The sequence below is a fragment of the Pseudomonas sp. PVC-3-1 genome, from assembly GCF_057444315.1.
Genome location: NZ_CM172023.1, coordinates 1,594,106 through 1,615,488, shown reverse-complemented (window position 1 = coordinate 1,615,488; position 21,383 = coordinate 1,594,106). Strand labels below are relative to the sequence as shown.

General features: G+C 66.1%; 20 protein-coding genes. 17 read left to right on the top strand and 3 right to left on the bottom strand.

The genetic code is table 11. From position 1 onward, the window contains the following. Positions 1–26 precede the first annotated feature (26 nt). Genes AC2T4A_RS07525 through AC2T4A_RS07455 form a run of 15 tightly spaced genes read left to right on the top strand, consistent with a single transcriptional unit; the run spans position 27 to position 13,977 of the window. Positions 27–905, top strand: coding sequence for a lysophospholipid acyltransferase family protein (locus tag AC2T4A_RS07525; protein ID WP_486743659.1), 879 nt, complete (start codon positions 27–29; stop codon positions 903–905). Then, positions 889–2,430, top strand: coding sequence for an HAL/PAL/TAL family ammonia-lyase (locus AC2T4A_RS07520; protein WP_486743009.1), 1,542 nt, complete (start codon positions 889–891; stop codon positions 2,428–2,430). The genes AC2T4A_RS07525 and AC2T4A_RS07520 overlap by 17 nt, the downstream gene beginning before the upstream one ends. After that, positions 2,423–2,860 (top strand): acyl-CoA thioesterase, encoded by a 438-nt coding sequence (locus AC2T4A_RS07515; protein WP_478379540.1) that lies wholly within the window; start codon positions 2,423–2,425, stop codon positions 2,858–2,860. The genes AC2T4A_RS07520 and AC2T4A_RS07515 overlap by 8 nt, the downstream gene beginning before the upstream one ends. Beyond that, a complete protein-coding gene (locus tag AC2T4A_RS07510) occupies positions 2,854–3,462 on the top strand; it encodes an outer membrane lipoprotein carrier protein LolA (RefSeq protein WP_486743008.1) in 609 nt (202 codons plus the stop codon). Before AC2T4A_RS07515 ends, AC2T4A_RS07510 begins: the two co-directional genes overlap by 7 nt. Further along, positions 3,452–5,782 carry an MMPL family transporter gene (locus AC2T4A_RS07505; protein WP_486743007.1) on the top strand — a complete coding sequence of 777 codons (2,331 nt, stop codon included), beginning with the start codon at positions 3,452–3,454 and terminating at the stop codon, positions 5,780–5,782. The genes AC2T4A_RS07510 and AC2T4A_RS07505 overlap by 11 nt, the downstream gene beginning before the upstream one ends. Beyond that, complete coding sequence (locus AC2T4A_RS07500) at positions 5,776–6,945, top strand: cation:proton antiporter (protein ID WP_486743006.1); 1,170 nt, start codon at positions 5,776–5,778, stop codon at positions 6,943–6,945. Before AC2T4A_RS07505 ends, AC2T4A_RS07500 begins: the two co-directional genes overlap by 7 nt. Then, on the top strand, positions 6,932–8,188 hold the full coding sequence (locus AC2T4A_RS07495; RefSeq protein WP_486743005.1) for an NAD(P)/FAD-dependent oxidoreductase: 1,257 nt from the start codon (positions 6,932–6,934) through the stop codon (positions 8,186–8,188). The genes AC2T4A_RS07500 and AC2T4A_RS07495 overlap by 14 nt, the downstream gene beginning before the upstream one ends. Further along, a complete protein-coding gene (locus AC2T4A_RS07490; RefSeq protein WP_478379545.1) occupies positions 8,185–8,907 on the top strand; it encodes a class I SAM-dependent methyltransferase in 723 nt (240 codons plus the stop codon). Before AC2T4A_RS07495 ends, AC2T4A_RS07490 begins: the two co-directional genes overlap by 4 nt. Positions 8,908–8,909: 2 nt before the next feature. Continuing rightward, positions 8,910–9,401, top strand: a complete 492-nt coding sequence (locus AC2T4A_RS07485) for a hypothetical protein (RefSeq protein ID WP_478379546.1) — start codon at positions 8,910–8,912, stop codon at positions 9,399–9,401. Beyond that, entirely contained in the window at positions 9,398–10,606 is a 1,209-nt protein-coding gene (locus AC2T4A_RS07480) for a beta-ketoacyl-[acyl-carrier-protein] synthase family protein (protein ID WP_478379547.1), read from the top strand. The genes AC2T4A_RS07485 and AC2T4A_RS07480 overlap by 4 nt, the downstream gene beginning before the upstream one ends. Continuing rightward, a complete protein-coding gene (locus AC2T4A_RS07475; protein WP_416750934.1) occupies positions 10,603–11,103 on the top strand; it encodes a hotdog family protein in 501 nt (166 codons plus the stop codon). Before AC2T4A_RS07480 ends, AC2T4A_RS07475 begins: the two co-directional genes overlap by 4 nt. Next, positions 11,096–11,824 (top strand): 3-oxoacyl-ACP reductase FabG, encoded by a 729-nt coding sequence (gene fabG, locus AC2T4A_RS07470; RefSeq protein WP_416750936.1) that lies wholly within the window; start codon positions 11,096–11,098, stop codon positions 11,822–11,824. Before AC2T4A_RS07475 ends, fabG begins: the two co-directional genes overlap by 8 nt. Next, positions 11,824–13,050: a beta-ketoacyl-ACP synthase gene (locus AC2T4A_RS07465; RefSeq protein WP_486743004.1), complete on the top strand. Its 1,227-nt coding sequence runs from the start codon at positions 11,824–11,826 to the stop codon at positions 13,048–13,050. The genes fabG and AC2T4A_RS07465 overlap by 1 nt, the downstream gene beginning before the upstream one ends. 60 nt (positions 13,051–13,110) lie before the next feature. After that, positions 13,111–13,509 (top strand): hypothetical protein, encoded by a 399-nt coding sequence (locus AC2T4A_RS07460; protein ID WP_486743003.1) that lies wholly within the window; start codon positions 13,111–13,113, stop codon positions 13,507–13,509. Between the two features lie 27 nt (positions 13,510–13,536). After that, positions 13,537–13,977, top strand: a complete 441-nt coding sequence (locus tag AC2T4A_RS07455; RefSeq protein WP_486743002.1) for an excinuclease — start codon at positions 13,537–13,539, stop codon at positions 13,975–13,977. A gap of 168 nt (positions 13,978–14,145) precedes the next feature. On the opposite strand, the gene AC2T4A_RS07450 is transcribed toward AC2T4A_RS07455, so the two are convergent. After that, a complete protein-coding gene (locus tag AC2T4A_RS07450) occupies positions 14,146–15,039 on the bottom strand; it encodes a LysR family transcriptional regulator (RefSeq protein ID WP_486743001.1) in 894 nt (297 codons plus the stop codon). Positions 15,040–15,432: 393 nt separating this feature from the next. On the opposite strand from AC2T4A_RS07450, the gene AC2T4A_RS07445 reads away from it, so the two are divergent. Both AC2T4A_RS07445 and gabP read left to right on the top strand, forming a co-directional pair. Further along, positions 15,433–16,776 carry an MFS transporter gene (locus AC2T4A_RS07445; protein ID WP_486743658.1) on the top strand — a complete coding sequence of 448 codons (1,344 nt, stop codon included), beginning with the start codon at positions 15,433–15,435 and terminating at the stop codon, positions 16,774–16,776. Between the two features lie 243 nt (positions 16,777–17,019). Then, on the top strand, positions 17,020–18,414 hold the full coding sequence (gene gabP, locus AC2T4A_RS07440) for a GABA permease (RefSeq protein ID WP_486743000.1): 1,395 nt from the start codon (positions 17,020–17,022) through the stop codon (positions 18,412–18,414). A 272-nt stretch (positions 18,415–18,686) separates the two neighbouring features. On the opposite strand, the gene hemE is transcribed toward gabP, so the two are convergent. Further along, the gene (hemE, locus tag AC2T4A_RS07435; RefSeq protein WP_478379554.1) at positions 18,687–19,751 is read right to left on the bottom strand and encodes a uroporphyrinogen decarboxylase; all 1,065 of its coding nucleotides are present in this window, start codon (positions 19,749–19,751) and stop codon (positions 18,687–18,689) included. A gap of 207 nt (positions 19,752–19,958) precedes the next feature. Then, complete coding sequence (locus tag AC2T4A_RS07430; RefSeq protein WP_045215981.1) at positions 19,959–21,377, bottom strand: FAD-dependent oxidoreductase; 1,419 nt, start codon at positions 21,375–21,377, stop codon at positions 19,959–19,961. Positions 21,378–21,383: the final 6 nt, after the last annotated feature.

The following is a 21,383-nucleotide window of genomic DNA, read 5'->3' as shown; positions in this document are numbered from 1 at the left end:
AGCGCGAACGCGGCAGCCTGTTGCTGATGCGCTTTACCGCCTGGGCGGCGCGCACGCTGGGCCGACGCCTGCTGTCGCCGCTGCTGCACCTGATCGTGCTGTATTTCTTCCTCTTCGGCGCCCGCGCACGCAGCGCCATTCGCGAGTACCAGCAGCGTCTGGCGCAGCATAGCGGTGACGCTTCGCTGAGCCCGACCACCGGCCGCGTATTCGGCCAGTTCATGGCCTTCGCCGATGCAATCCTCGACAAGCTGGACGTCTGGGCAGGCCGCCTGGACCTCGCCAGCATCGAACTGAACGACCCGCACAACCTGCGCACGCAGTTGCGCAGCGGCCGTGGCCAGCTACTGGTGGGCGCGCACCTGGGCAACCTCGAAGTCTGTCGGGCGCTGGCCGAACTGGGCGAGAAGGTGCGCATGAACGTGCTGGTGCACACCCGCCACGCCGAGCAATTCAACAAGCTACTGGGCGAGTCCGGCGCCAGCCACCTGCGGCTGATCCAGGTGAGCGAGCTGGACCCGGCGATCATGCTGCAGCTCTCCCAGCGCCTGGACGCTGGCGAATGGCTGGCGATCGCCGGCGACCGCATTCCGCTGCATGGCGGGCGCAATGTCGAGGTGGATTTCCTCGGTGCGCCGGCCGCCTTCCCGCAAGGCCCGTGGCTGCTCGCAGGGCTCCTGCAATGCCCGGCCAACCTGATGTTCTGCCTCAAGGAAGAAGGCCGCTACCGCGTGCACCTGGAACCCTTTGCCGAGCGCATCCAGTGGCGCCGCAGCGACCGCGCCGCGGTCCTGAAAGACTGGACCCAGCGCTATGCCCAACGCCTGGAACACTACTGCCTGCGCGCGCCGCAGCAGTGGTTCAACTTCTATCCGTTCTGGAAAGCCCATGACGACAGCCACTGAAGCGCCGGTTTTCGGCCAAGGCCACCTGAGCATCGAGCAGATCGTCGCCCTCGCCGAGCGCCGCGTTGACAGCCGCCTGGACGACGACGACGAGTTCCGCGCGCGCATCGCCCGTGGCGCGCAGTTCCTCGACACCCTGCTGGACAAGGAAGGCGTGATCTACGGCGTGACCACCGGCTACGGTGATTCCTGCGTGGTAGCCGTGCCGCTGGAGCACGTCGAGGCGCTGCCGCAGCACCTGTTCACCTTCCACGGCTGCGGCCTGGGCAAACTGCTCGATCCACAGGCTACCCGCGCCGTACTGGCCGCGCGCCTGCGCTCGCTGAGCCACGGGGTTTCCGGCGTGCGCCTGGAGCTGCTGGAGCGTCTGCATGCCTTCCTCGAACACGACATCCTGCCGCTGATCCCGGAAGAGGGCTCGGTGGGCGCCAGCGGCGATCTCACGCCGCTGTCCTACGTCGCCGCCACACTCGCCGGCGAGCGCGACGTGCTCTGGCGCGGCGAGCGCCGCAGCGCCGCCGACGTGCACGCCGAGCTGGGCTGGCAGCCGCTGGTACTGCGGCCCAAGGAAGCGCTGGCATTGATGAATGGCACCGCGGTGATGACCGGCCTCGCCTGCCTCGCCTATGTGCGCGCTGACTACCTGCTCAAGCTGGCCACGCGCATCACCGCGCTGAACGTGATCGCCCTGCAGGGCAACCCGGAGCATTTCGACGAGCGCCTGTTCGCCGCCAAGCCGCATCCGGGGCAGATGCAGGTCGCTGCCTGGATTCGCCAGGACCTCGCCATCGATGCGCCAACGCCGCCGCTGCACCGCTTGCAGGATCGCTATTCGCTGCGCTGCGCGCCCCACGTGCTGGGCGTGCTGGCCGATAGCCTGGGCCTGCTGCGACAGTTCATCGAGATCGAACTGAACAGCGCCAACGACAACCCGATCATCGACGCCGAGGACGAGCGCGTGCTCCACGGCGGGCACTTCTACGGCGGCCATATCGCCTTCGCCATGGACAGCCTGAAGAACCTCGTCGGCAACGTCGCCGACCTGCTCGACCGGCAGCTCGCGCTGCTGGTGGACACCCGCTACAACCACGGCCTGCCGAGCAACCTTTCGGGGGCGCCGGCCGACCGCGCAATGATCAACCACGGCTTCAAGGCCGTGCAGATCGGCGCCAGCGCCTGGACCGCCGAGGCGCTGAAGAACACCCTGCCGGCCAGCGTGTTCTCGCGCTCCACCGAGTGCCACAACCAGGACAAGGTGAGCATGGGCACCATCGCCGCGCGCGATGCCCTGCGCAGCCTGGAGCTGACCGAACAGGTCGCCGCCGCCACGCTGCTGGCCGCGCAGCAGGGCGTCTGGCTACGTTGCAACGAAGCCGGCTCGCGCCCGCTGCCGGCACCACTGGGCGGCATGCATGAGCAATTGGCGAAGGACTTCCCCCCGCTGATCGAGGACCGCGCCCTCGAAGGCGAACTGCGCCTGTGCCTGGAGCGCATCCGCGCGCGTCACTGGAGGCTCTATGCGTAAGGCCGGTGTACTGCAGGCCGAGGTGGAAATCCTCGTGCCGTTCTTCGACGTGGACATGATGGAAGTGGTCTGGCACGGCCATTACGTCAAATACCTGGAAGTGGCGCGCTGCGCACTGCTCGACAAGCTCGACCACAACTACTCGCAGATGCGCGAGGCGGGCTATGCCTGGCCGGTGATCGACCTGCAGCTGCGCTACGTGCGCGGCGCGCGCTTCGGCCAGCGCATCAGCGTGCGCGCCGACCTGGTGGAGTGGGAGAACCGCCTGAAGATCAACTACCTGATCAGCGATGCCGAAACCGGCGAGCGCCTGACCCGCGCCAGCAGCAGCCAGGTAGCAGTGGAAATCGCCAGCCGCGAGATGCAGATGGTTTCCCCGCCGGTGTTCATCGCCGCCGTGCAGCGCGCGCTGGAGGCCGAAGCATGCTGAAGCGCGCCCTGCTGGTCTGCGGTCTGCTGACGCTTTTCATCAAGAGCATCACCCTGGCCCACGCCTTCGACCTGCCGCAACTCGCCGCGCAGCTGGGCAAACCATCGGTGGTGCGTGGCGAGTTCGTCCAGGAGAAGCACCTGCGCTCCCTGCCGCAACCGCTGGTGAGCAAGGGGCATTTCGTCCTCGCCAAGCAGCACGGTTTGCTCTGGCTGTTGCAGACGCCGTTGAAGCAGGACTACCGCATTGACGACAAGGGCATCGCCCGGCGCGACGCCAGCGGCTGGCAGCAACTGCCGCAACGCAGCGCCAGCGCGCAGCAGAACCGCCTGTTCCTCACCGTGCTGGAAGGCGATAGCAGCGGCCTGCAACGCGACTTCGACCTTGCCCTGAGCGGCGAGTCGAACGACTGGAAACTGACCCTCACGCCACGTGCCGTGCTGCTCAAGCAGATCTTCGACAGCATCGAGATCGCCGGCGGAGAACTGGTGCAGCGCATCGAACTGCACGAAGCCCAAGGCGACCGCACTGTGCTGCGCATGACCAGCAGCCAGCCCGGCGACAGCCTGACCGAAGCGGAGCGCGCAGACTTTGCCCGCTGAGCGGCCGCAGTGGCTGCCACGCCTGGTGATCGCCGGGCTGCTGGCGCTGCTCGCCCTCGCTGCCTGGCAATGGCACCACGGCCCGCCGCTGAGCACCGACCTGCTGGAACTGGTGCCCGGCAACAGCCGTGATGCTTTGCAGAAGCAGGCCGAGCAGCGCATGCAGGAGCCGCTCAACCGCGAACTGATCGTGCTGGTTGGCTACCCCGAGCGCGACACCGCCATCGCCCGCGCCCGCAAGCTGGCCGAGCACTGGCAAGCCAGCGGCCTCTACGAGAAAGTGCAGTGGGGCGTGCAGGCGGACCTGCCGGCGCTGCGCGAACAGCTGCGCGATGGCCGCCTCGCCCTGCTCAACAGCGATGATCGCCAGCAGCTCACAAGCGCCCCCGCCGCGTTCATCCAGCAGCGCGTGGAGCAACTCTTCGATCCCTTCTCCGGTTTCGGCCTGGTGCCCAATGACCAGGACTGGTTCGGTCTCGCCCTGCGCATCCAGCATCACCAGCCGCTGACAGCCAAGGTGCAGCTGGATATCGGCAGCGGCGCGCTGATCGCTGAAGCCGACGGCCGCAGTTGGGTGCTGCTGCGCGCCCGCACCCGTGCCGATGCCTTCGACATGAACCTGCCGCGCGCCGTGGCGGCGCAGATCGCCGAGGCCCGCGAACTGCTGGCCGGTGAGGGCGGGCAGATGGTCGCCGCCAGCGGTCTGCTGTATGCCGCCGATGGCCAGCGCCAGGCCAGCCGCGAGATGACCTGGGTCGGCGGCGGTGCGGCGCTGGGCACGTTGCTCCTGCTGCTGCTCGCCTTCCGTCGTGTTCGCGCGCTGCTGGCCTTCCTGCCGGTGCTGGTCGGCGTGCTGGCCGGCGCCACCGCGTGCATCGCGCTGTTCGGCAAGGTCAATCTGCTCACTCTGGTGCTCGGTGCAAGCCTGATCGGCGTCGCTTCGGACTACCCACTGCATTACCTCTCCAAAGCCTGGAATCTGAATCCGTGGCAGCCATGGCAGGCGCTGCGGCTGAGTCATCGTGGGCTGCTGCTGAGCCTGCTGACCAACCTGATCGGCTATCTCGCCCTGGCCTGCACGCCCTTCCCGGCGCTGACCCAGGTGGCGACTTTCTCGGTGGCCGGCCTGCTCGCCGCCTACCTCTGCGTGATCGGCCTGCTGCCGCTGCTGCTGAGCGGCAACGCCATCGCCCCGCAACCTCTGCTGCTGTCGCTGGGTGACCGGCTGATCAAGGCGCGTCAGGCACTGCTCAAGCGCACCGGCAGCTGGTCGCTGCTCATCGTGGTCGCACTCTTCTGCGCCGGCGGGCTGTGGCAGTTGCAGATCAAGAACGACCTGCGCCAATGGCTGGGCAGCCAGCCGCAATTGCTCAGCGAAGCCCAGGCCGTCGCTCGCATCACCGGGTATCAGCCCACCAGCCAGTTCTTCCTGGTGCGCGCCACCGATGAAACCCAGTTGCTGCAGCGTCAGGCCGAACTGGCCGCGCGGCTGGACAAGCTGGTCGCCTCCGGCCAGCTCACGGGCTATCTCGCGCTCAACCAGCTGCTCGCCACCGCACAGCAGCAACAGCAGGCTCGCGAAGCCCTGCGCCAGCTGCCGCAGCACTGGCAGGCGCTGATCGACCTGGGCATTCCGCAAGCCGCTCTGCAAGCCGAGTTGGATCAGCTGGAAAAACTCCCGGAGCAATCACTCGACCAGGCCCTGAAAGGCCCGCTGGGCGAACCCTGGCGGCCGCTGTGGCTGGGCACGGCGGATGGCGGCGTAGCCGGGCTGGTGAGCCTGCAGGGGCTGTCCGATGCCGGCGTGCTGGCCGAGCAGGCGACGGGACTGGACGGCGTGCAGCTGGTGGATCGACTCGGCGAACTGAACCGCCTGTTCGCCGCCACCCAGGTCAGCGCCACCGAACTCAAGCTGCTCTCCTGCGTGCTGATTTTCGCCGTCCTGCTCAAACCCTTCGGCGCGCGCGGCGCCCTGCGCATCGTCCTGCTACCACTGCTGGCGGCCCTGTGCAGCCTCGCCAGCCTCGGCTGGCTGGGCCAGCCGCTGACCCTGTTCAGCCTGTTCGGCCTGCTGCTGGTGACCGCCATTGGCGTGGATTACACGATCCTCATGCGCGAGCGCGTTGGCGGTGCAGCGGTGAGCCTGATCGGCGTGCTGCTGGCGGCCATCACCACCTGGCTATCGTTCGGCCTGCTGGCACTGTCCAGCACACCGGTGATCAGCAACTTCGGCCTGGCCGTGGGCCTGGGCCTGGCGTTCTGCTTCCTGTTCTGTCCCTGGGCGGAAGAAAGCCACCGAGAAGGAGCCCCGGCGTGCTGACGGTCCTGTTCTGGCTGGCGATGCCGCCGCTGTTCGCCCTCGCGGTGATCGGCGGGCGTCGCCTGCGCCTGCTGCCCATCGTCAGCCAGTTGCTGGTGGCCGGCCTGCTGTTGCCAGCGCTGTTCGTGGTGCTGCAAAGCCATGGCTTCGAGGTACGCACGCTGGTCACCGCGCCCTGGCTCAAGCCGCTCTATGACATCGGTTTTGCGCTGCTGCTGGGGCACATCCTGAGCGACGTGATCGACCTCGACGTCAGCCGCCAGAGCCTGAAGATCGCCCTGCCCAGCTTTGCCGTACCGCTGGCCTGCGGCATGGCCAGCGCCTGGTGGCTGCTGGGCGTGCGCGAAGGCATGAGCGTACTGGGCATCGGCCTGCTGTTCTCGATCACGGCGATCCCGGTGCTCTACCTGTTCCTGCGCAATATCGAGTATCCCGAGGACGCCACGCGCCGCCTGATGCACGCGGCGGTGCTGATGGACCTGTGGTGCTGGAGCCTGTTCGGGCTGGCGCAGGGCAGCAGCGATCCGAGCCAATTGGTTTGGCCGCTGCTGGCGGGGGTTGCGCCGTTGCTGCTGCGCCTGTTGCGAGTGCGCCACGCGCTGGCCTACAGCCTGCCGTTCTTCGGCCTGATGATCGCCTTCCAGCACTGGCATCTGAACACCCTGGTGTTCGCCATCACCTGGCTGATGGCCCAGGCAGCAGTGCGCCAACCATTCCGCCTGCCGACTTCCCCGCAGGTTGCGCTAGCGCTGCAGAACTACCTGCTGGTGCCGCTGGTGCTGGCCTTCGGCATCCTGCAGATCGATTTCCACAACGCGCTCTCCGGTTACTCCTGGCTGTACCTCGGCGCGCTGCTGGCGTTGCCGGTGCTCAGCAAGCTGGCCGGCAGCTGGCTCGGCCTGCGCTGGGCGCTGCCGGGTGCAAGCCTCCCCGAGCTGTGGAAGGAAAGCCTGCTGCTAAACATTCGCGGGCTGACCGAGATCGTCTTTCTCAACCTGCTGTTCCAGCAGGGCCACATCGACTCGCTGCTGTATTTCAGCCTGCTGCTGATGAGCCTGTTCGCCACCCTGCTGCCCGCTCTCTGCGGCGTGCGCCGCCCGCATGCCACTCCCGTTTCCAAGGATCACGCCCCGGCAAGGAGCCCTTCTGATGCCCGCCCCTGAACTGCAACAACGCACCGTCGTCGTCATCGGCGCGGGCCCTTCCGGCGCCATCGCCGCCGCGCTGCTCAAGCGCAAGGGCCACGACGTACTGGTGCTCGAGCGCCAGCGCTTCCCGCGCTTCTCCATCGGCGAGAGCCTGCTGTCGCACTGCCTGGACTTCGTCGAAGAGGCCGGGATGCTCGACGCAGTGCTGGCCGCTGGTTTCCAGACCAAGCACGGCGCGGCGTTCGGCTGGGGCGAGCGCTACACCGACTTCGACTTCCGCGACAAATTCACCGAGGGCAAGGGCAGCACCTTCCAGGTCCAGCGTGCGCGCTTCGACCAACTGCTGGCTGACCAGGCCGAGCTGCAGGGCGTGGAAATCCGGTACGAGGAAGAGATCGTCGGCGCTGACTTCGACGGCACCTGCCCGCGCATGCGCGTACGCCGCCTGGACGGCAGCGAGTACGAAGTGGAATGCGCCTTCGTCCTCGACGCCAGCGGCTATGGGCGAGTCCTGCCGCGCCTGCTCGACCTGGAGGCACCGTCAGGCTTCCCGGTACGTCGCGCGGTATTCACGCACATCGAAGACCGCATCGACGCGCCGCACTTCGACCGCGAGAAGATCCTCATCAGCATCCATCCCGAAGAACGCGGCATCTGGTACTGGACCATCCCCTTCAGCGATGGCCGCACCTCCATTGGCGTGGTCGCCGAAGACCGTCACTTCGAAGGCAAGCTGGATGACCTGGACGCCTGCCTGAAAGGCTTCTTCGATGCCGCACCGAACCTGCGTCCGCTGCTGAAGAACGCCGTGTGGGACACCCCGGCGCGCACCCTTGGCGGCTACTCGGCGAACGTCAAGCGCTTGGCCGGGCCGGGCTTCGCCCTGCTGGGCAACGCCGCGGAATTCCTCGACCCGGTGTTCTCCTCCGGCGTCACCATCGCCATGCGCTCCTCCAGCATGGCGGCCAACCTGCTCGACCGTCAGCTCAAGGGCGAGACGGTGGACTGGGAAGGTGATTTCTCCCGGCCGCTCAAGCGTGGCGTGGACACCTTCCGCGCCTACGTCGAGGGCTGGTACGACGGCAGCTTCCAGGACGTGATCTTCTACGAGAAGGCCGATCCGGAAATCCGCCGGATGATCTGTTCCATCCTCGCCGGCTACGCCTGGGACACGCGCAATCCCTTCGTCGCCGAACCGCAGCGCCGCCTGCGGGTGCTCTCCGAAATCTGCGCCAGCCAAGGACAAGGACTGTCATGACCCGCCCCGCCTCCACCTACGTCGAAGAAACCCGTTTCGGTTTCTGGTTCCTGCAGAGCCATACCTGGCAGCACCATGTGCTGCGCGTGGCGATCAATGACCTCAAGCGCCTGGTCAGTTGGGACATCCCGGCCACCCCGGTGCTGCTGGACGCCGGCTGCGGCCAGGGCCGCTCGTTCCGCCTGCTGCGCGATGCCTTCAGGCCGGGCCGCATGATCGGCCTCGACGCCGATCCGCACAGCCTCGACTGCTCGGCGGTGGAAGCCGCGCGGGAGAACATCGAGGTGGAGCTGAACTGCGCCGACTGCGCCGACCTGATGCTGCCCTCGGCCAGCGTCGACATCCTCTTCTGCCACCAGACCTTCCACCACCTGGTGGAGCAGGAGCGCGCCCTGGAAGAGTTCTGGCGCGTGCTCAAGCCGGGCGGCCTGCTGCTGTTCGCCGAATCCACCGAGGCGTACATCGATACCTGGGTGATCCGCTGGTTCTTCCGCCACCCGATGCACGTGCAGAAGAGCGCCGCGCAATACCTGCAGATGCTCCGCGAGCAGGGCTTCGAATTCAGCGAGAAGAACGTCTCCTACCCTTACCTGTGGTGGAGTCGCGCCAAGGACTTCGGCCTGCTGGAACGCTGGGGTCTGCGCAAGCCCAAGCCGTTCGGCCAGCGCGAGGAAACCCTGGTCAACGCCGTGGTGCGCAAGCCGCCGGAGAGCCGCTGAACATGACCCGCTGGCTGAGTCTCGCCTTCGTCCTGCTGCTGGCCGGTTGCGCCCAGCACGCGCCGCTGCCGACTGCATTGCCGCCGCTGGCGACGCCGCTGCAGTTGCACATCCAGCGCGCACAGGGGGACTCTTCACAGGACTGGCTGCTGGTGATCCAGCAGGAAGGCGGGGCGCTGCGCTGGTCGCTGATCGACCCGCTCGGCATCCCGCTGTCGCGCCAGTTGCTGCGTGACGGAGAATGGAGCAACGACGGCCTGCTGCCGCCCAACCCCGAAGCGCGCGAACTGTTCGCCGTGCTGCTGTTCGCGCTGACGCCGGAGGATCAGCTTGCCGCGCGCTATCGGGCCAATGACTACCGGACGGACGGCGCCACGCGCCATCTGCAACAGCGCTGGAAGATCACTTACCGCTCGGCGCAGGATTTCACCCTGGAATCCGCCGACACCCGTTACCAGGTGACGCCCCTGAACACCGAGAGCGCCGCTCCATGACCGCCACCTACCTGAACGAGCTGGGCCTGATCTGCGCCCTGGGCAACGACCGCCGCGAAGTAGCCGCCGCGCTGCTGGCCGGGGAGTCTGCCGGCATGCAGGTACAGGCCGGCTGGGTGCCGGGCAGGAGCCTGCCGGTGGGCAGCGTGAAGGCGCGCCTGGCAGCCATTGCCGAGCAGCGCCACGACACCCGCAACAACCGCCTGCTGCTAGCCGCCGCGACGCAGATCGACCCGGCCATCCGCGCGGCCATCCAGCGCTATGGCGCCGCGCGCGTGGCGGTTGTGCTGGGCACCAGCACCTCGGGAATCCAGGAAACCACCCAGGGCATCCGTCATCACACCCTCCACGGTCAGTTGCCCGAAGGCTTCCATTACTCGCACCAGGAGTTGTCGAACCCGGCGGTCTACCTCGCCGAACACTATGCGCTGGCCGGCCCGAGCTACGTGATCTCCACCGCCTGCACGTCCAGCGGCCGCGCCCTGCAGAGCGCGCGTCGACTGCTGAACCTGGGGCTGTGCGACGCGGTGTTGTGCGGCGGCGTGGATAGTCTGTGCGAGCTGACGCTCAATGGCTTTGGCGCGCTGGAGGCGGTCAGCGACGAGCGCTGCAACCCGTTCTCGGCCAATCGCAAGGGCATCAATATCGGCGAAGGCGCCGCACTGTTCCTGATGACCCGCGAGCCCGGCGCCGTGGCGCTGCTGGGCGCTGGCGCCAGCTCCGACGCCCACCATATTTCCGCGCCTGAGCCGCAAGGCCGGGGCGCCCGTGAGGCCATGCGCAAGGCACTGGCCGAGGCGAAACTCGACGCCACGCAGATCGCCTACCTGAACCTGCACGGCACCGCGACCACCCACAACGACGCCATGGAAAGCCTCGCCGTCAGCGCCGAATTTCCCCACGGAGTGCCGTGCTCCTCGACCAAACCGCTCTCCGGGCATACCCTCGGCGCCGCCGGCGCGCTGGAAGCGGCGTTCTGCTGGCTGCTGCTGGGCGAGCACAACCCGGACAAGCGCCTGCCGCCGCAGCGCTGGGACGGCGTGACCGACCCGCTGCTGCCGGCACTGCAACTGGTAGGCGAAGACGCGCCGCGACTGCCGTCCACTGGCCCGCTCTACCTGATGAGCAATTCGTTCGCCTTCGGCGGCAACAACATCAGCCTGATCCTGGGCGAGATGAGCAATGAGTCTGGAGTGACCCGATGATCGACTGGCCGATCGCCTCCCTGCTGCCCCATGCGGGCGACATGATCCTCATCGACGAAGTGCTCGACTTCGGCGACGAGGACATCCGCACGCGCCTGACGGTGCGCCCGGGCGGGCTGTTCAACGAGGCCGACGGCAGCCTGCCGGCCTGGGTCGGCGTGGAGCTGATGGCGCAAAGCGTCGCCGCCTATGCCGGCTGCCAGGCGCGCTCGCGCGCAGAGCCGGCGGAGCTGGGCTTCCTCCTCGGCACCCGCCAGTACCAGTGCAACGTAGCGAGCTTCCCCGCCGGGGCCGACATCACCATCCATGCCATCCGCACCCTGCAGGACGACAATGGCATGGGCGTCTTCGAATGCCATCTGGAAGGGCCGGGCATCCAGGCGCTCGCGCGCCTGACCGTGTTCCGCCCGCCGGAAGTGGCAAGCTATCTACAAGAACCCGCTCCCGAGGCTCCAGAACAGAGAGCCGGGAGCCGAAAGAGCCAAGCGCATGACTGACTCCATCCTCGTAACCGGCTCCAGCCGTGGCATCGGCCGCGCCATCGCCCTGCGACTGGCCCAGGCCGGCTTTGATATCGTGCTGCACTGCCGCAGCGGCCGCGCCGAAGCCGAGGCCGTGCAGAGCGAAATCCAGGCCCTGGGCCGCAGCGCTCGCGTGCTGCAATTCGACGTGGCCGACCGCGAAGCCGCGCGCACCCTCCTCGAAGCCGACGTGGAAACCCACGGCGCCTATTACGGCGTGGTGTGCAACGCCGGCCTGACCCGCGACGGCGCCTTCCCGGCGCTGACCGAGGAGGACTGGGACCAGGTGCTGCGCACCAACCTCGACGGTTTCTACAACGTCCTGCACCCGGTGATCATGCCGATGATCCGCCGCCGCCAGCCGGGGCGCATCGTCTGCATCACCTCGGTCTCCGGGCTGATCGGCAACCGCGGCCAGGTCAACTACAGCGCCTCGAAAGCCGGCGTGATCGGCGCCGCCAAGGCGCTGGCGATCGAACTGGGCAAACGCAGGATCACCGTGAACTGCGTGGCGCCGGGATTGATCGACACCGCCATGCTGGATGAGCAGGTGCCGGTGGAGGAAATCCTCAAGATGATCCCCGCCCAGCGCATGGGCACCCCGGAAGAAGTCGCCGGCGCGGTGAATTTCCTGATGTCGGCCGAGGCCGGCTACATCACCCGTCAGGTGCTGGCGGTCAACGGAGGGTTGTGCTGATGAAGCGTGTGGTCATCACCGGCATGTCCGGCATCACATCCCTGGGTTCGGACTGGGCGAGCATCGCGGCCAACTTCAGCGCCAACCGGAGCGGCATCCGCCGCATGGACGAGTGGGATCGCTTCACCGAGCTGAACACCCGCCTGGCCGGCCCGGTGCTGGATTTCACCGTGCCCAAGCACTGGACCCGCAAGCAGCTGCGCAGCATGGGTCGCGTCTCGCGTCTGTCGGTGGGCGCCGCCGAGCGCGCGCTGGCTGACGCCGGCCTACTCGACGATGACTCCATCCGCGACGGTCGCATGGGCGTGGCCTGCGGCTCATCCACCGGTAGTACCGACGAGATCAAGGCGTTCGGCAACATGCTGCTGAACTCGGTGGCCGACGGCCTCAATGCCAACTCCTACGTACGCATGATGCCGCACACCACGGCGGCGAATATCAGCATCTTCTTCGGCCTCAAGGGCCGGGTGATCCCCACGTCCAGCGCCTGCACCAGCGGCAGCCAGGGCATCGGCTACGCCTACGAGGCGATCCGCTTCGGCCGCCTGCCGCTGATGCTCGCCGGCGGTGCCGAGGAGCTCTGCCCAACCGAAGCCATGGTGTTCGATGCGCTCTACGCCACCAGCCTGAAGAACGACGCCCCGCACAGCACACCGCGTCCTTATGACAGCAGCCGCGATGGCCTGGTGATCGGTGAGGGCGCCGGCATGCTGGTACTCGAGGAGCTGGAGCACGCCCTGGCCCGCGGCGCGCACATCCATGCCGAGATCGTCGGCTTCGGCAGCAACGCCGATGGCCAGCACACCACCCGCCCGGAGCAGACGACCATGCGCCGCGCGATGGAGCTGGCGCTGGAAGACGCCAACCTGCACGCCGATGCCATCGGCTATGTGAACGGCCACGGCACCGCCACCGAGCAGGGCGACATCGCCGAGACCCTGGCCACCAGCGAACTGTTCGGAAAGCGCATGCCGATCAGCTCGCAGAAGAGTTTCCTGGGCCACACTCTGGGAGCGTGCGGCGCGCTGGAGTCGTGGTTCAGCATCGAGATGATGAACAGCGACCGCTACATGCACACCCTGAACCTGGACGAGATCGACCCGCGCTGCGGCGACCTCGATTACCTGCGGGGCGAGCCACGCGCGATGAGCCACGAGTACGTGATGAACAACAACTTCGCCTTCGGCGGGATCAACACGTCGCTGATCTTCCGCCGCTGGCGCTGAGGCATTTTCACCACCCAAGCGCAACGATACTGCCTAACGACACTGCAAGGAGAGCAACCCATGTCCCGACTGATCCGAAGCCTGCTGCTGTGCGTGGCCACCGCGATGGCCGTCGGCTGCACCACCAAGGCGGTCGAGAACATCGACCAGTCGCTGCCGCCCGATAGCAACCGCACATCCGTGCAGGTACAGGCGGCCATCCGCGACGCACTGGAAGAACAGAAGTGGGAGGTACAGCAGGATTCAGGCAACGTCATCTACGCCGCGATCACAGTACGCGAACGCCACCATGCAGAGATCAGCATTCCCTACAGCAGCCAGCAGTACTCCATCAAGCTGCGCAGCAGCCGCGGCCTGGACGAGAAGGACGGGCAGATCCACCGCAACTACAACAAGTGGGTCGCGATTCTCAACAACAAGATCCTGCAGAACCTGCACCTCGCCCCGCCGAGCAACTGATCCCACTCATCGACAAGGAGTCGATTCATGCAACGCAAGACCATCGGGCTGCTCGCCCTCGCGCTCTGCGCATCCATTCCAGGCGTCAGCCAGGCTCGTGACACCACCCTGCACCTGCCCTTCGACGACGTCGTCGCCGAGGCGGTGAAGACCGGCAAGCTCGATGGCAGCGTGAAGTTCTACCTGGCGGGCAACCCGGCGGGCGCCAAGCTGAATGTGATCCAGTCCGGCGCCATCACCAACAAGAAGACCAACGCCTTCAACAAGAGTGACGAGGAAGCTTGCCGCTGGGCACTGCAATCGGCGCTGATCACCCTGCAGGATTCGGCGAAGAAGGCGGGCGCCACCGCCGTGACCAACATCGTCAGCTACTACAAGCGCAACGAGTACAAGGACGCCCAGCAGTTCGAGTGCCACGCCGGTGCCGTCATCGCAGGGGTCGCGCTGAAGGCGGACTACGCCAAGTAAGCCGCCACCCCGCAGCACTATCCGCCGTGCCTGCCTTTGGGTATCGGCGGATAAAGCGTTCCGCTTTATGCGCCCTACTCGACCGGGCGCCGTATTACGCCGGGACTTCCTGACCGGAGGGCGCATAACGCCTCAGGCGCTATCCGCCAGGGAGACAGAGGCGCTTCGTCAGGCCTGGACTTCCTGGGTCACCAGGTCGAAGAACGACTGCGCCAGGCGTGACGTCTCGTTGCGCCGCCGAACCAGCCACACCGAACTGGTCGCGCCCGGATCGCTCAGGGTGCGATAGACCACGCCATCCACCCGCGTCCGGCGGAACGACGCCGGCAGCATCGACACCCCCAGCCCCGCCGCCACCAGACCGATAATGGTCATTGCCTCGCCCGCCTCCTGGGCGATGCGCGGGCTGAAGCCAGCCTGCCGCGACAGCGCCATCAACTGGCTGTAGAGGCCCGTGCCGTAACTACGCGGGAAGAACACGAAAGGCTCGTCCGCCAGCGCGGCGAACTCCAGGCCCTCCTGGCTGGCCTGTGCCAGCGGATGATCGGCGCGCAGCACGGCCACCAGCGGCTCACTGAACAGCTCCACGGCTTCCAGGGTTTCCGGCAGCGGGATCGGCCGGATCAGGCCGACCTGCACGCGCTCTTCCAACAGCGCCTGCACCGCCTGCCCGCTGCTCAGCTCCTGCAGGTCCAGGTGCACATCCGGGTAGGCTTGGCGGAAGGCCAGAATGGCGCGTGGGATGCTGGAGGTGAAGGGCGCGGAGGCGGTGAAGCCGACCTTCAGCTCGCCGATCTCGCCCTGATGCGCGCGCCGTGCCAGCAGCACGGCGCGGTCCACCTGCTGCAGCACCTGGCGCGCCTCCTCGAGGAACAGCTTGCCGGCCTCGGTCAGCGCTACCCGACGGTTGGTGCGCTCCAGCAGGCGCGCGCCGATCTCCTCCTCCAGCGCCTGGATCTGCTGGCTCAGCGGCGGCTGGGAAATACCCAACTGTTCGGCAGCGCGGCCGAAATGCAGCTCTTCCGCCACGGCGATGAAATAACGCAGGTGTCGCAGTTCCATGTTTCCCCCTGCTGGAGCGCTGGTGTTCCGGGTTGGGTAGGAGCGGACTTTGTCCGCGATAGGCTGAGCCCCGTGCCGTGCGGTTCGCGAGCAAGCTCGCTCCTACGACGAGCGTTCAGGGCCCACTTGTAGGAGCGAGCTTGCTCGCGAACCAGGCATAGAACCGACGTCACCGCCAATCGATTCGAAAAACGAATCAAACGGGTCGATTAATATATTGGAAATAATAAAGCGCGCTCCTTATCCTTTCCACACAAGCCCAATAACGACTACCAACCTGCTCCCTGCCTGGCCGCGCGGGCCCTTGCCGCCATTCCAGGCCCTCCTGCTTTTACCAACCTGAGGTGTGTCGTGAGTCAACCTGCCCTGCGGGCTTTGCGGGAAGAACATTCCATGGCGGCCGGGCCGTCCGTCGTAAACGAGCCGTCCGCCGCCAATGATCCGGCGGAGGCGCTGCCTGATCTGCGCGAGAGCGCGCGCGAAGCCAACGGCGACGTGATGCGCGTCGTCGAAGAAATCGAAACCTACATCGAGAAAGGCACCCCGGAATTCATGCGCACCTCGCTTGCGCTGTTCTCCGGCGGCTTCGCCACCTTCGCGCTGCTCTACTGCGTACAGCCGATGATGCCGGTGCTGTCCCAGGCCTTCAGCCTCACCGCCGCGCAGAGCAGCCTGGTGCTGTCGATCTCCACCATCACCATGGCGTTCGGCCTGCTGGTCACCGGGCCGATCTCCGACGCCATCGGGCGCAAGTCGATCATGGTCGCCTCGCTGGTCCTCGCCGCCCTGTTCACCATCGGCAGCTCGCTGATGCCGACCTGGCACGGCGTGCTGGCCATGCGCGCGCTGCTCGGCCTGTCACTCAGTGGCCTGGCGGCGGTGGGCATGACCTACCTCTCCGAGGAAATCCACCCACAGCACATCGGGCTGTCCATGGGGCTGTACATCGGCGGCAACGCCATCGGCGGCATGAGTGGCCGGCTGATCAGCGGCGTGCTGGTGGACTACGTGAACTGGCACGTCGCGCTGGCCACCCTGGGCGTGCTGGCCCTGGCTGCGGCGCTGCTGTTCTGGCGCATCCTTCCCGAATCGAAGAACTTCCGCCCGGCGCCGCTCAAGCCGCGCAGGCTCATCGAGGGCTTCACCGGGCACTTCCGCGATGCCGGCCTGCCCTGGCTGTTCCTCGAGGCATTCCTGCTGATGGGTGCCTTCGTCACCCTGTTCAACTACATCGGCTACCGCCTGCTGGCAGAGCCCTATCACCTGAGCCAGGCCATCGTCGGCGTGCTTTCGCTGGTCTACCTGTCGGGCATCTACAGCTCGGCATGGGTTGGCTCGCTGGCCGACAAGCTGGGCCGACGCAAGGTGCTCTGGGCGATGATCGCGATGATGCTCGGCGGCGTACTGATCACCCTGTTCGAACCATTGCCGGTCGTGCTGATCGGCCTGCTGGTGTTCACCTTCGGCTTCTTCGGCGCGCACTCGGTAGCCAGCAGCTGGATCGGCCGTCGTGCCCTGAAAGCCAAGGGCCAGGCATCGTCGCTGTACTTGTTCAGCTACTACGTCGGCTCCAGCGTCGCCGGTACCGCTGGCGGTTTGTTCTGGCACCAGTACGGCTGGAACGGTGTGGGCCTGTTCATCGCCGGCCTGCTGGGCATCGGTCTGCTGGTGGCCCTGCACCTGGCGCGCCTGCCGGTGTTACCGCGCGACCTACCTGCGCTCAACAAGGCTGGGTAGTTTCTACACACAAAACTCTTTGCATGCCTAAAAACGACATGGAACGGTCGTACAAAGACATTAATCTCAGATCCGACAACGCCTGCTCGGCGGGCGTTGTGAGTTAAATTCCCAACCTACGACTTAAGTCGTAACAAGATGTGGCGCGATCCTTGCGTTCATAATGTCGAACGACTTGTTGGAATCCTGAAACGGACCTCGACTCCCGCAGTACGCAATTCCCTCCGTAGTTGTAGGTAAAGCATGAGCAGTACCCCATCTTCCGGGCTCTCCCAGGGCCTGCAAAATCGTCACGTCACGATGCTTTCGATCGCCGGTGCCATTGGTGCGGGCCTGTTCGTCGGCTCCGGCCATGCCATTGCCGAAGCCGGTCCGGCCGTCATGGTTTCCTATCTGATCGCCGGCCTGCTGGTGGTCCTGGTAATGCGCATGCTGGCCGAAATGGCCGTCGCGCAGCCGGACAGCGGCTCCTTCTCCACCTACGCCGACCGCGCCATCGGTCACTGGGCCGGTTTCACCATCGGCTGGCTGTACTGGTGGTTCTGGGTCCTGGTGATCCCGCTGGAAGCCAACGCCGCCGCAGCCATCATCCACGCCTGGTTCCCCGGCGCGCCGATCTGGATGCTGGCCTTCGTGATCACCTCCGCGCTGACCGTGACCAACCTGTTCAGCGTGAAGAACTACGGTGAGTTCGAGTTCTGGCTGGCGCTGATCAAGGTCGTCTCGATCATCGCCTTCCTGGTGCTGGGCTGCGCAGCCATCTTCGGTTTCTCGCCCAACAGCGAAGTCTCCGGCATCGGCCACCTGACCAGCGAAGGCTTCCTGCCCAAAGGCTGGGGCGCCGTGCTCGCAGCGCTGCTGACCACCATGTTCTCCTTCATGGGCTCGGAAATCGTCACCATCGCCGCCACCGAGTCCAAGGACCCGGAGCAGCAGATCACCCGCGCCACCAATTCGGTGATCTGGCGTATCGCGCTGTTCTACCTGCTGTCGATCCTGATCGTGGTCTGCCTGGTGCCGTGGAACGACCCGCGCCTGGTGAGCATGGGCTCCTACCAGACCGTGCTGGAACACCTGCACATCCCGTACGCCAAGCTGATCGTCGACATCATCGTCCTCGTCTCGGTGACCAGCTGCCTGAACTCGGCGCTCTACACCGCCTCGCGCATGATGTACTCGCTGAGCAAGCGCGGTGACGCACCGAAGATCGCCCAGGTGACCAGCGCCAGCCGCACCCCGGTCTACGCCGTGCTGCTGTCCACCGCCATGGCTTTCCTGTGCACCTTCGCCAACTACCTGGCCCCGGCCGAAGTGTTCAACTTCCTGCTGGCCAGTTCCGGCGCCATCGCCCTGCTGGTGTACCTGGTGATCGCCATGTCGCAGCTGCGCATGCGCAAGAAGCTGCTCGCCCAGGGCCACCAGCTGAAGCTGAAGATGTGGCTGTTCCCCTGGCTGACCTGGGCGGTGATCCTCTTCATCGTCGGCGCCCTGGTGATCATGCTGATCCGCCCGGATCACCGCATGGAAGTGGTCGCTACCACCCTGCTGACCGTCGTGGTGGTCTGCTCCGGCCTGCTGGTGTCGAACCGCCGCAACAAGGCCCAGCGCGCCGCCGGCCTGGTGGGCGATGCCGCGTGAGGCACTCTGATGGGGCCTGAGGCTCCATGAGGGAACGAAAAGCCCCGCTGCAGAGCGGGGCTTTTTCATTGTGTCGTGAAATATCCTGCCGTCAGGCCGATCGCGAGCAAGCTCGCTCCTACAGGTAGCCGGTAAGTACGGCGCACTCTGCGTAGGAGCGAGCTTGCTCGCGAACCCGCTTGACCACAGAACCTACCGGCGATTCACGCAAACCGAGACCCGAAAAAGAAAAAGCCCCGCAGATGCGGGGCTTTTTCGGTTCAGCGCCAGGCTCAGTGATACTGCGCCGACAGCTCGTGCACCGCCTCGAAGAAGGCGCCGGCATGGGCCGGGTCGACTTCCGGGGTGACGCCGTGACCGAGGTTGAACACGTGGCCATTGCCGTTACCGAAGGCGCCGAGGATGCGCGCGACTTCGGCGCGGATGGCGTCCGGCTTGGCGTAGAGCACCGCCGGGTCCATGTTGCCCTGCAGGGCTACCTTGTCGCCGACGCGGGCGCGCGCGCTGCCGATATCGCAGGTCCAGTCCAGACCCAGGGCTTCGGCACCGGAGTTGGCCATGGATTCCAGCCACAGGCCGCCACCCTTGGTGAAGAGGATCACTGGTACGCGGCGACCTTCGTGCTCGCGGATCAGGCCGTCGACAATCTTCTGCATGTAGGCCAGGGAGAACTCCTGGTAAGCCGCCGCCGACAGCGCGCCGCCCCAGGAATCGAAGATCTGCACCGCCTGGGCGCCAGCGAGGATCTGGCCGTTCAGGTAGCTGGTGACCGACTGCGCCAGCTTGTCCAGCAGGGCGTGCAGGGCCTGCGGGTTGTCGTAGAGCATCGCCTTGGTCTTGCGGAAGTCACGGCTGGAGCCGCCTTCGACCATGTAGGTGGCCAGGGTCCAGGGGCTGCCGGAGAAGCCGATCAGCGGGACGCGGCCATTCAGCTCGCGGCGGATGGTGCGCACAGCGTCCATCACGTAGCCCAGGTCCTTCTCCGGATCGGGGATCGGCAGAGCGTCGATGTCAGCCCGGGTGGTCACGACCTTCTTGAAACGCGGGCCTTCGCCGGTTTCGAAGTACAGGCCCTGGCCCATGGCGTCGGGGATGGTGAGGATGTCGGAGAAGAGGATCGCCGCGTCCAGCTGCGGGTAACGGTCCAGCGGCTGCAGGGTCACTTCGCAGGCCATCTGCGGGTTCATGCACAGGCTCATGAAGTCACCGGCCTTGGCGCGGGTGGCGCGGTACTCCGGCAGGTAGCGGCCGGCCTGGCGCATCATCCAGACGGGGGTGACATCGACGGGCTGCTTGAGCAGGGCGCGGAGGAAGCGATCGTTCTTCAAGGCAGTCATAACGGCATCCGGCAAAAAAGTGCGGGTATTTTCGCAAAGCCCAATAGAAAAGGCACGGCGGGTGCCGTGCCTTTTGTCCATCGCGGCATTCTGCCGCAGTGGTTTTTGATCTTCGTAGGAGCGAGCTTGCTCGCGAACCCGGGCCCCGCAACGGGGATTGTTCGCGAGCAAGAACTAGGCGTCCCCCTCGCTCCTACAAGGTCCCGATCAGACGCCGAGGTAGTCCAGGATGCCTTCGGCGGCCGTGCGGCCTTCGAAGATCGCCGTCACCACCAGGTCAGAACCGCGGACCATGTCGCCACCGGCGAAGATCTTCGGGTTGCTGGTCTGGTGCTTGAACTGCGAAGCAGCCGGAGCGATGACGCGACCCTGGCTGTCGATCTCCACCTGGTGCTGGTCGAACCACGGCGCCGGGCTCGGGCGGAAGCCGAAGGCGATCAGCACGGCTTCAGCCGGGATGATCTCCTCGGAGCCCGGAATCGGCTCGGGGCTGCGACGGCCACGGGCGTCCGGCTCGCCGAGACGGGTCTCGACCACCTTCACGCCTTCCACCTTGTCCTCGCCGACGATGGCGATGGGCTGGCGGTTGAAGAGGAACTTCACGCCCTCTTCCTTGGCGTTCTTCACCTCTTTGCGCGAGCCGGGCATGTTCTCTTCGTCACGACGGTAGGCGCAGGTCACGCCTTTCGCACCCTGGCGGATCGAGGTGCGGTTGCAGTCCATCGCAGTGTCGCCACCGCCCAGTACCACGACACGCTTGCCCTTCATGTCGACGAAGTCTTCCGGCGACTTCTCGAAGCCCAGGTTGCGGTTCACGTTGGCGATCAGGAAGTCCAGCGCGTCGTGCACGCCGGGCAGGTCCTCGCCGGGGAAACCGCCTTTCATGTAGGTGTAGGTGCCCATGCCCATGAACACGGCATCGTACTCATCGAGCAGCTGCTCCATGGTCACGTCCTTGCCGATCTCGGTGTTCAGGCGGAACTCGATGCCCATGCCAGTGAAGACTTCACGACGGCGCGAGAGTACCTGCTTCTCCAGCTTGAACTCGGGGATACCGAAGGTCAGCAGGCCGCCGATTTCCGGGTTCTTGTCGAAGACCACCGGGGCTACACCGTTACGCACCAGCACGTCGGCGCAGCCCAGGCCGGCCGGGCCCGCGCCGATCACGGCGACGCGCTTGCCGGTGGGCTTGACCTTGGACATGTCCGGGCGCCAGCCCATGGCAAAGGCGGTGTCGGTGATGTACTTCTCCACCGAACCGATGGTGACCGCGCCGAAGCCGTCGTTCAGGGTGCAGGCGCCTTCGCACAGGCGATCCTGCGGGCACACGCGGCCGCAGACTTCCGGCAGGGTGTTGGTCTGGTGGGACAGCTCGGCAGCCGCGAGGATGTTGCCTTCGGAGACCAGCTTCAGCCAGTTGGGGATGAAGTTGTGGACCGGGCACTTCCACTCGCAGTAAGGGTTGCCGCAGCCCAGGCAACGGTGGGCCTGATCAGCCGCCTGCTGCGGCTTGAACAGGTCGTAGATTTCCACGAACTCGCGCTTGCGTTGGCGCAGGAGCTTCTTCTTCGGATCCTTGCGCCCGACTTCGATGAACTGGAAGTCGTTATTCAGACGTTCAGACATTTCAAG

Excerpts from the sequence above, each read along its gene's own strand:
- AC2T4A_RS07525 (WP_486743659.1), top strand. The coding sequence starts at position 27 with ATGCGCTTTACCGCCTGGGCGGCGCGCACGCTGGGCCGACGCCTGCTG.
- AC2T4A_RS07520 (WP_486743009.1), top strand. The coding sequence starts at position 889 with ATGACGACAGCCACTGAAGCGCCGGTTTTCGGCCAAGGCCACCTGAGC.
- AC2T4A_RS07515 (WP_478379540.1), top strand. The coding sequence starts at position 2,423 with ATGCGTAAGGCCGGTGTACTGCAGGCCGAGGTGGAAATCCTCGTGCCG.
- AC2T4A_RS07510 (WP_486743008.1), top strand. The coding sequence starts at position 2,854 with ATGCTGAAGCGCGCCCTGCTGGTCTGCGGTCTGCTGACGCTTTTCATC.
- AC2T4A_RS07495 (WP_486743005.1), top strand. The coding sequence starts at position 6,932 with ATGCCCGCCCCTGAACTGCAACAACGCACCGTCGTCGTCATCGGCGCG.
- AC2T4A_RS07490 (WP_478379545.1), top strand. The coding sequence starts at position 8,185 with ATGACCCGCCCCGCCTCCACCTACGTCGAAGAAACCCGTTTCGGTTTC.
- AC2T4A_RS07485 (WP_478379546.1), top strand. The coding sequence starts at position 8,910 with ATGACCCGCTGGCTGAGTCTCGCCTTCGTCCTGCTGCTGGCCGGTTGC.
- AC2T4A_RS07480 (WP_478379547.1), top strand. The coding sequence starts at position 9,398 with ATGACCGCCACCTACCTGAACGAGCTGGGCCTGATCTGCGCCCTGGGC.
- AC2T4A_RS07475 (WP_416750934.1), top strand. The coding sequence starts at position 10,603 with ATGATCGACTGGCCGATCGCCTCCCTGCTGCCCCATGCGGGCGACATG.
- fabG (WP_416750936.1), top strand. The coding sequence starts at position 11,096 with ATGACTGACTCCATCCTCGTAACCGGCTCCAGCCGTGGCATCGGCCGC.
- AC2T4A_RS07465 (WP_486743004.1), top strand. The coding sequence starts at position 11,824 with ATGAAGCGTGTGGTCATCACCGGCATGTCCGGCATCACATCCCTGGGT.
- AC2T4A_RS07460 (WP_486743003.1), top strand. The coding sequence starts at position 13,111 with ATGTCCCGACTGATCCGAAGCCTGCTGCTGTGCGTGGCCACCGCGATG.
- AC2T4A_RS07455 (WP_486743002.1), top strand. The coding sequence starts at position 13,537 with ATGCAACGCAAGACCATCGGGCTGCTCGCCCTCGCGCTCTGCGCATCC.
- AC2T4A_RS07450 (WP_486743001.1), bottom strand. The coding sequence starts at position 15,039 with ATGGAACTGCGACACCTGCGTTATTTCATCGCCGTGGCGGAAGAGCTG.
- AC2T4A_RS07445 (WP_486743658.1), top strand. The coding sequence starts at position 15,433 with ATGGCGGCCGGGCCGTCCGTCGTAAACGAGCCGTCCGCCGCCAATGAT.
- gabP (WP_486743000.1), top strand. The coding sequence starts at position 17,020 with ATGAGCAGTACCCCATCTTCCGGGCTCTCCCAGGGCCTGCAAAATCGT.
- hemE (WP_478379554.1), bottom strand. The coding sequence starts at position 19,751 with ATGACTGCCTTGAAGAACGATCGCTTCCTCCGCGCCCTGCTCAAGCAG.
- AC2T4A_RS07430 (WP_045215981.1), bottom strand. The coding sequence starts at position 21,377 with ATGTCTGAACGTCTGAATAACGACTTCCAGTTCATCGAAGTCGGGCGC.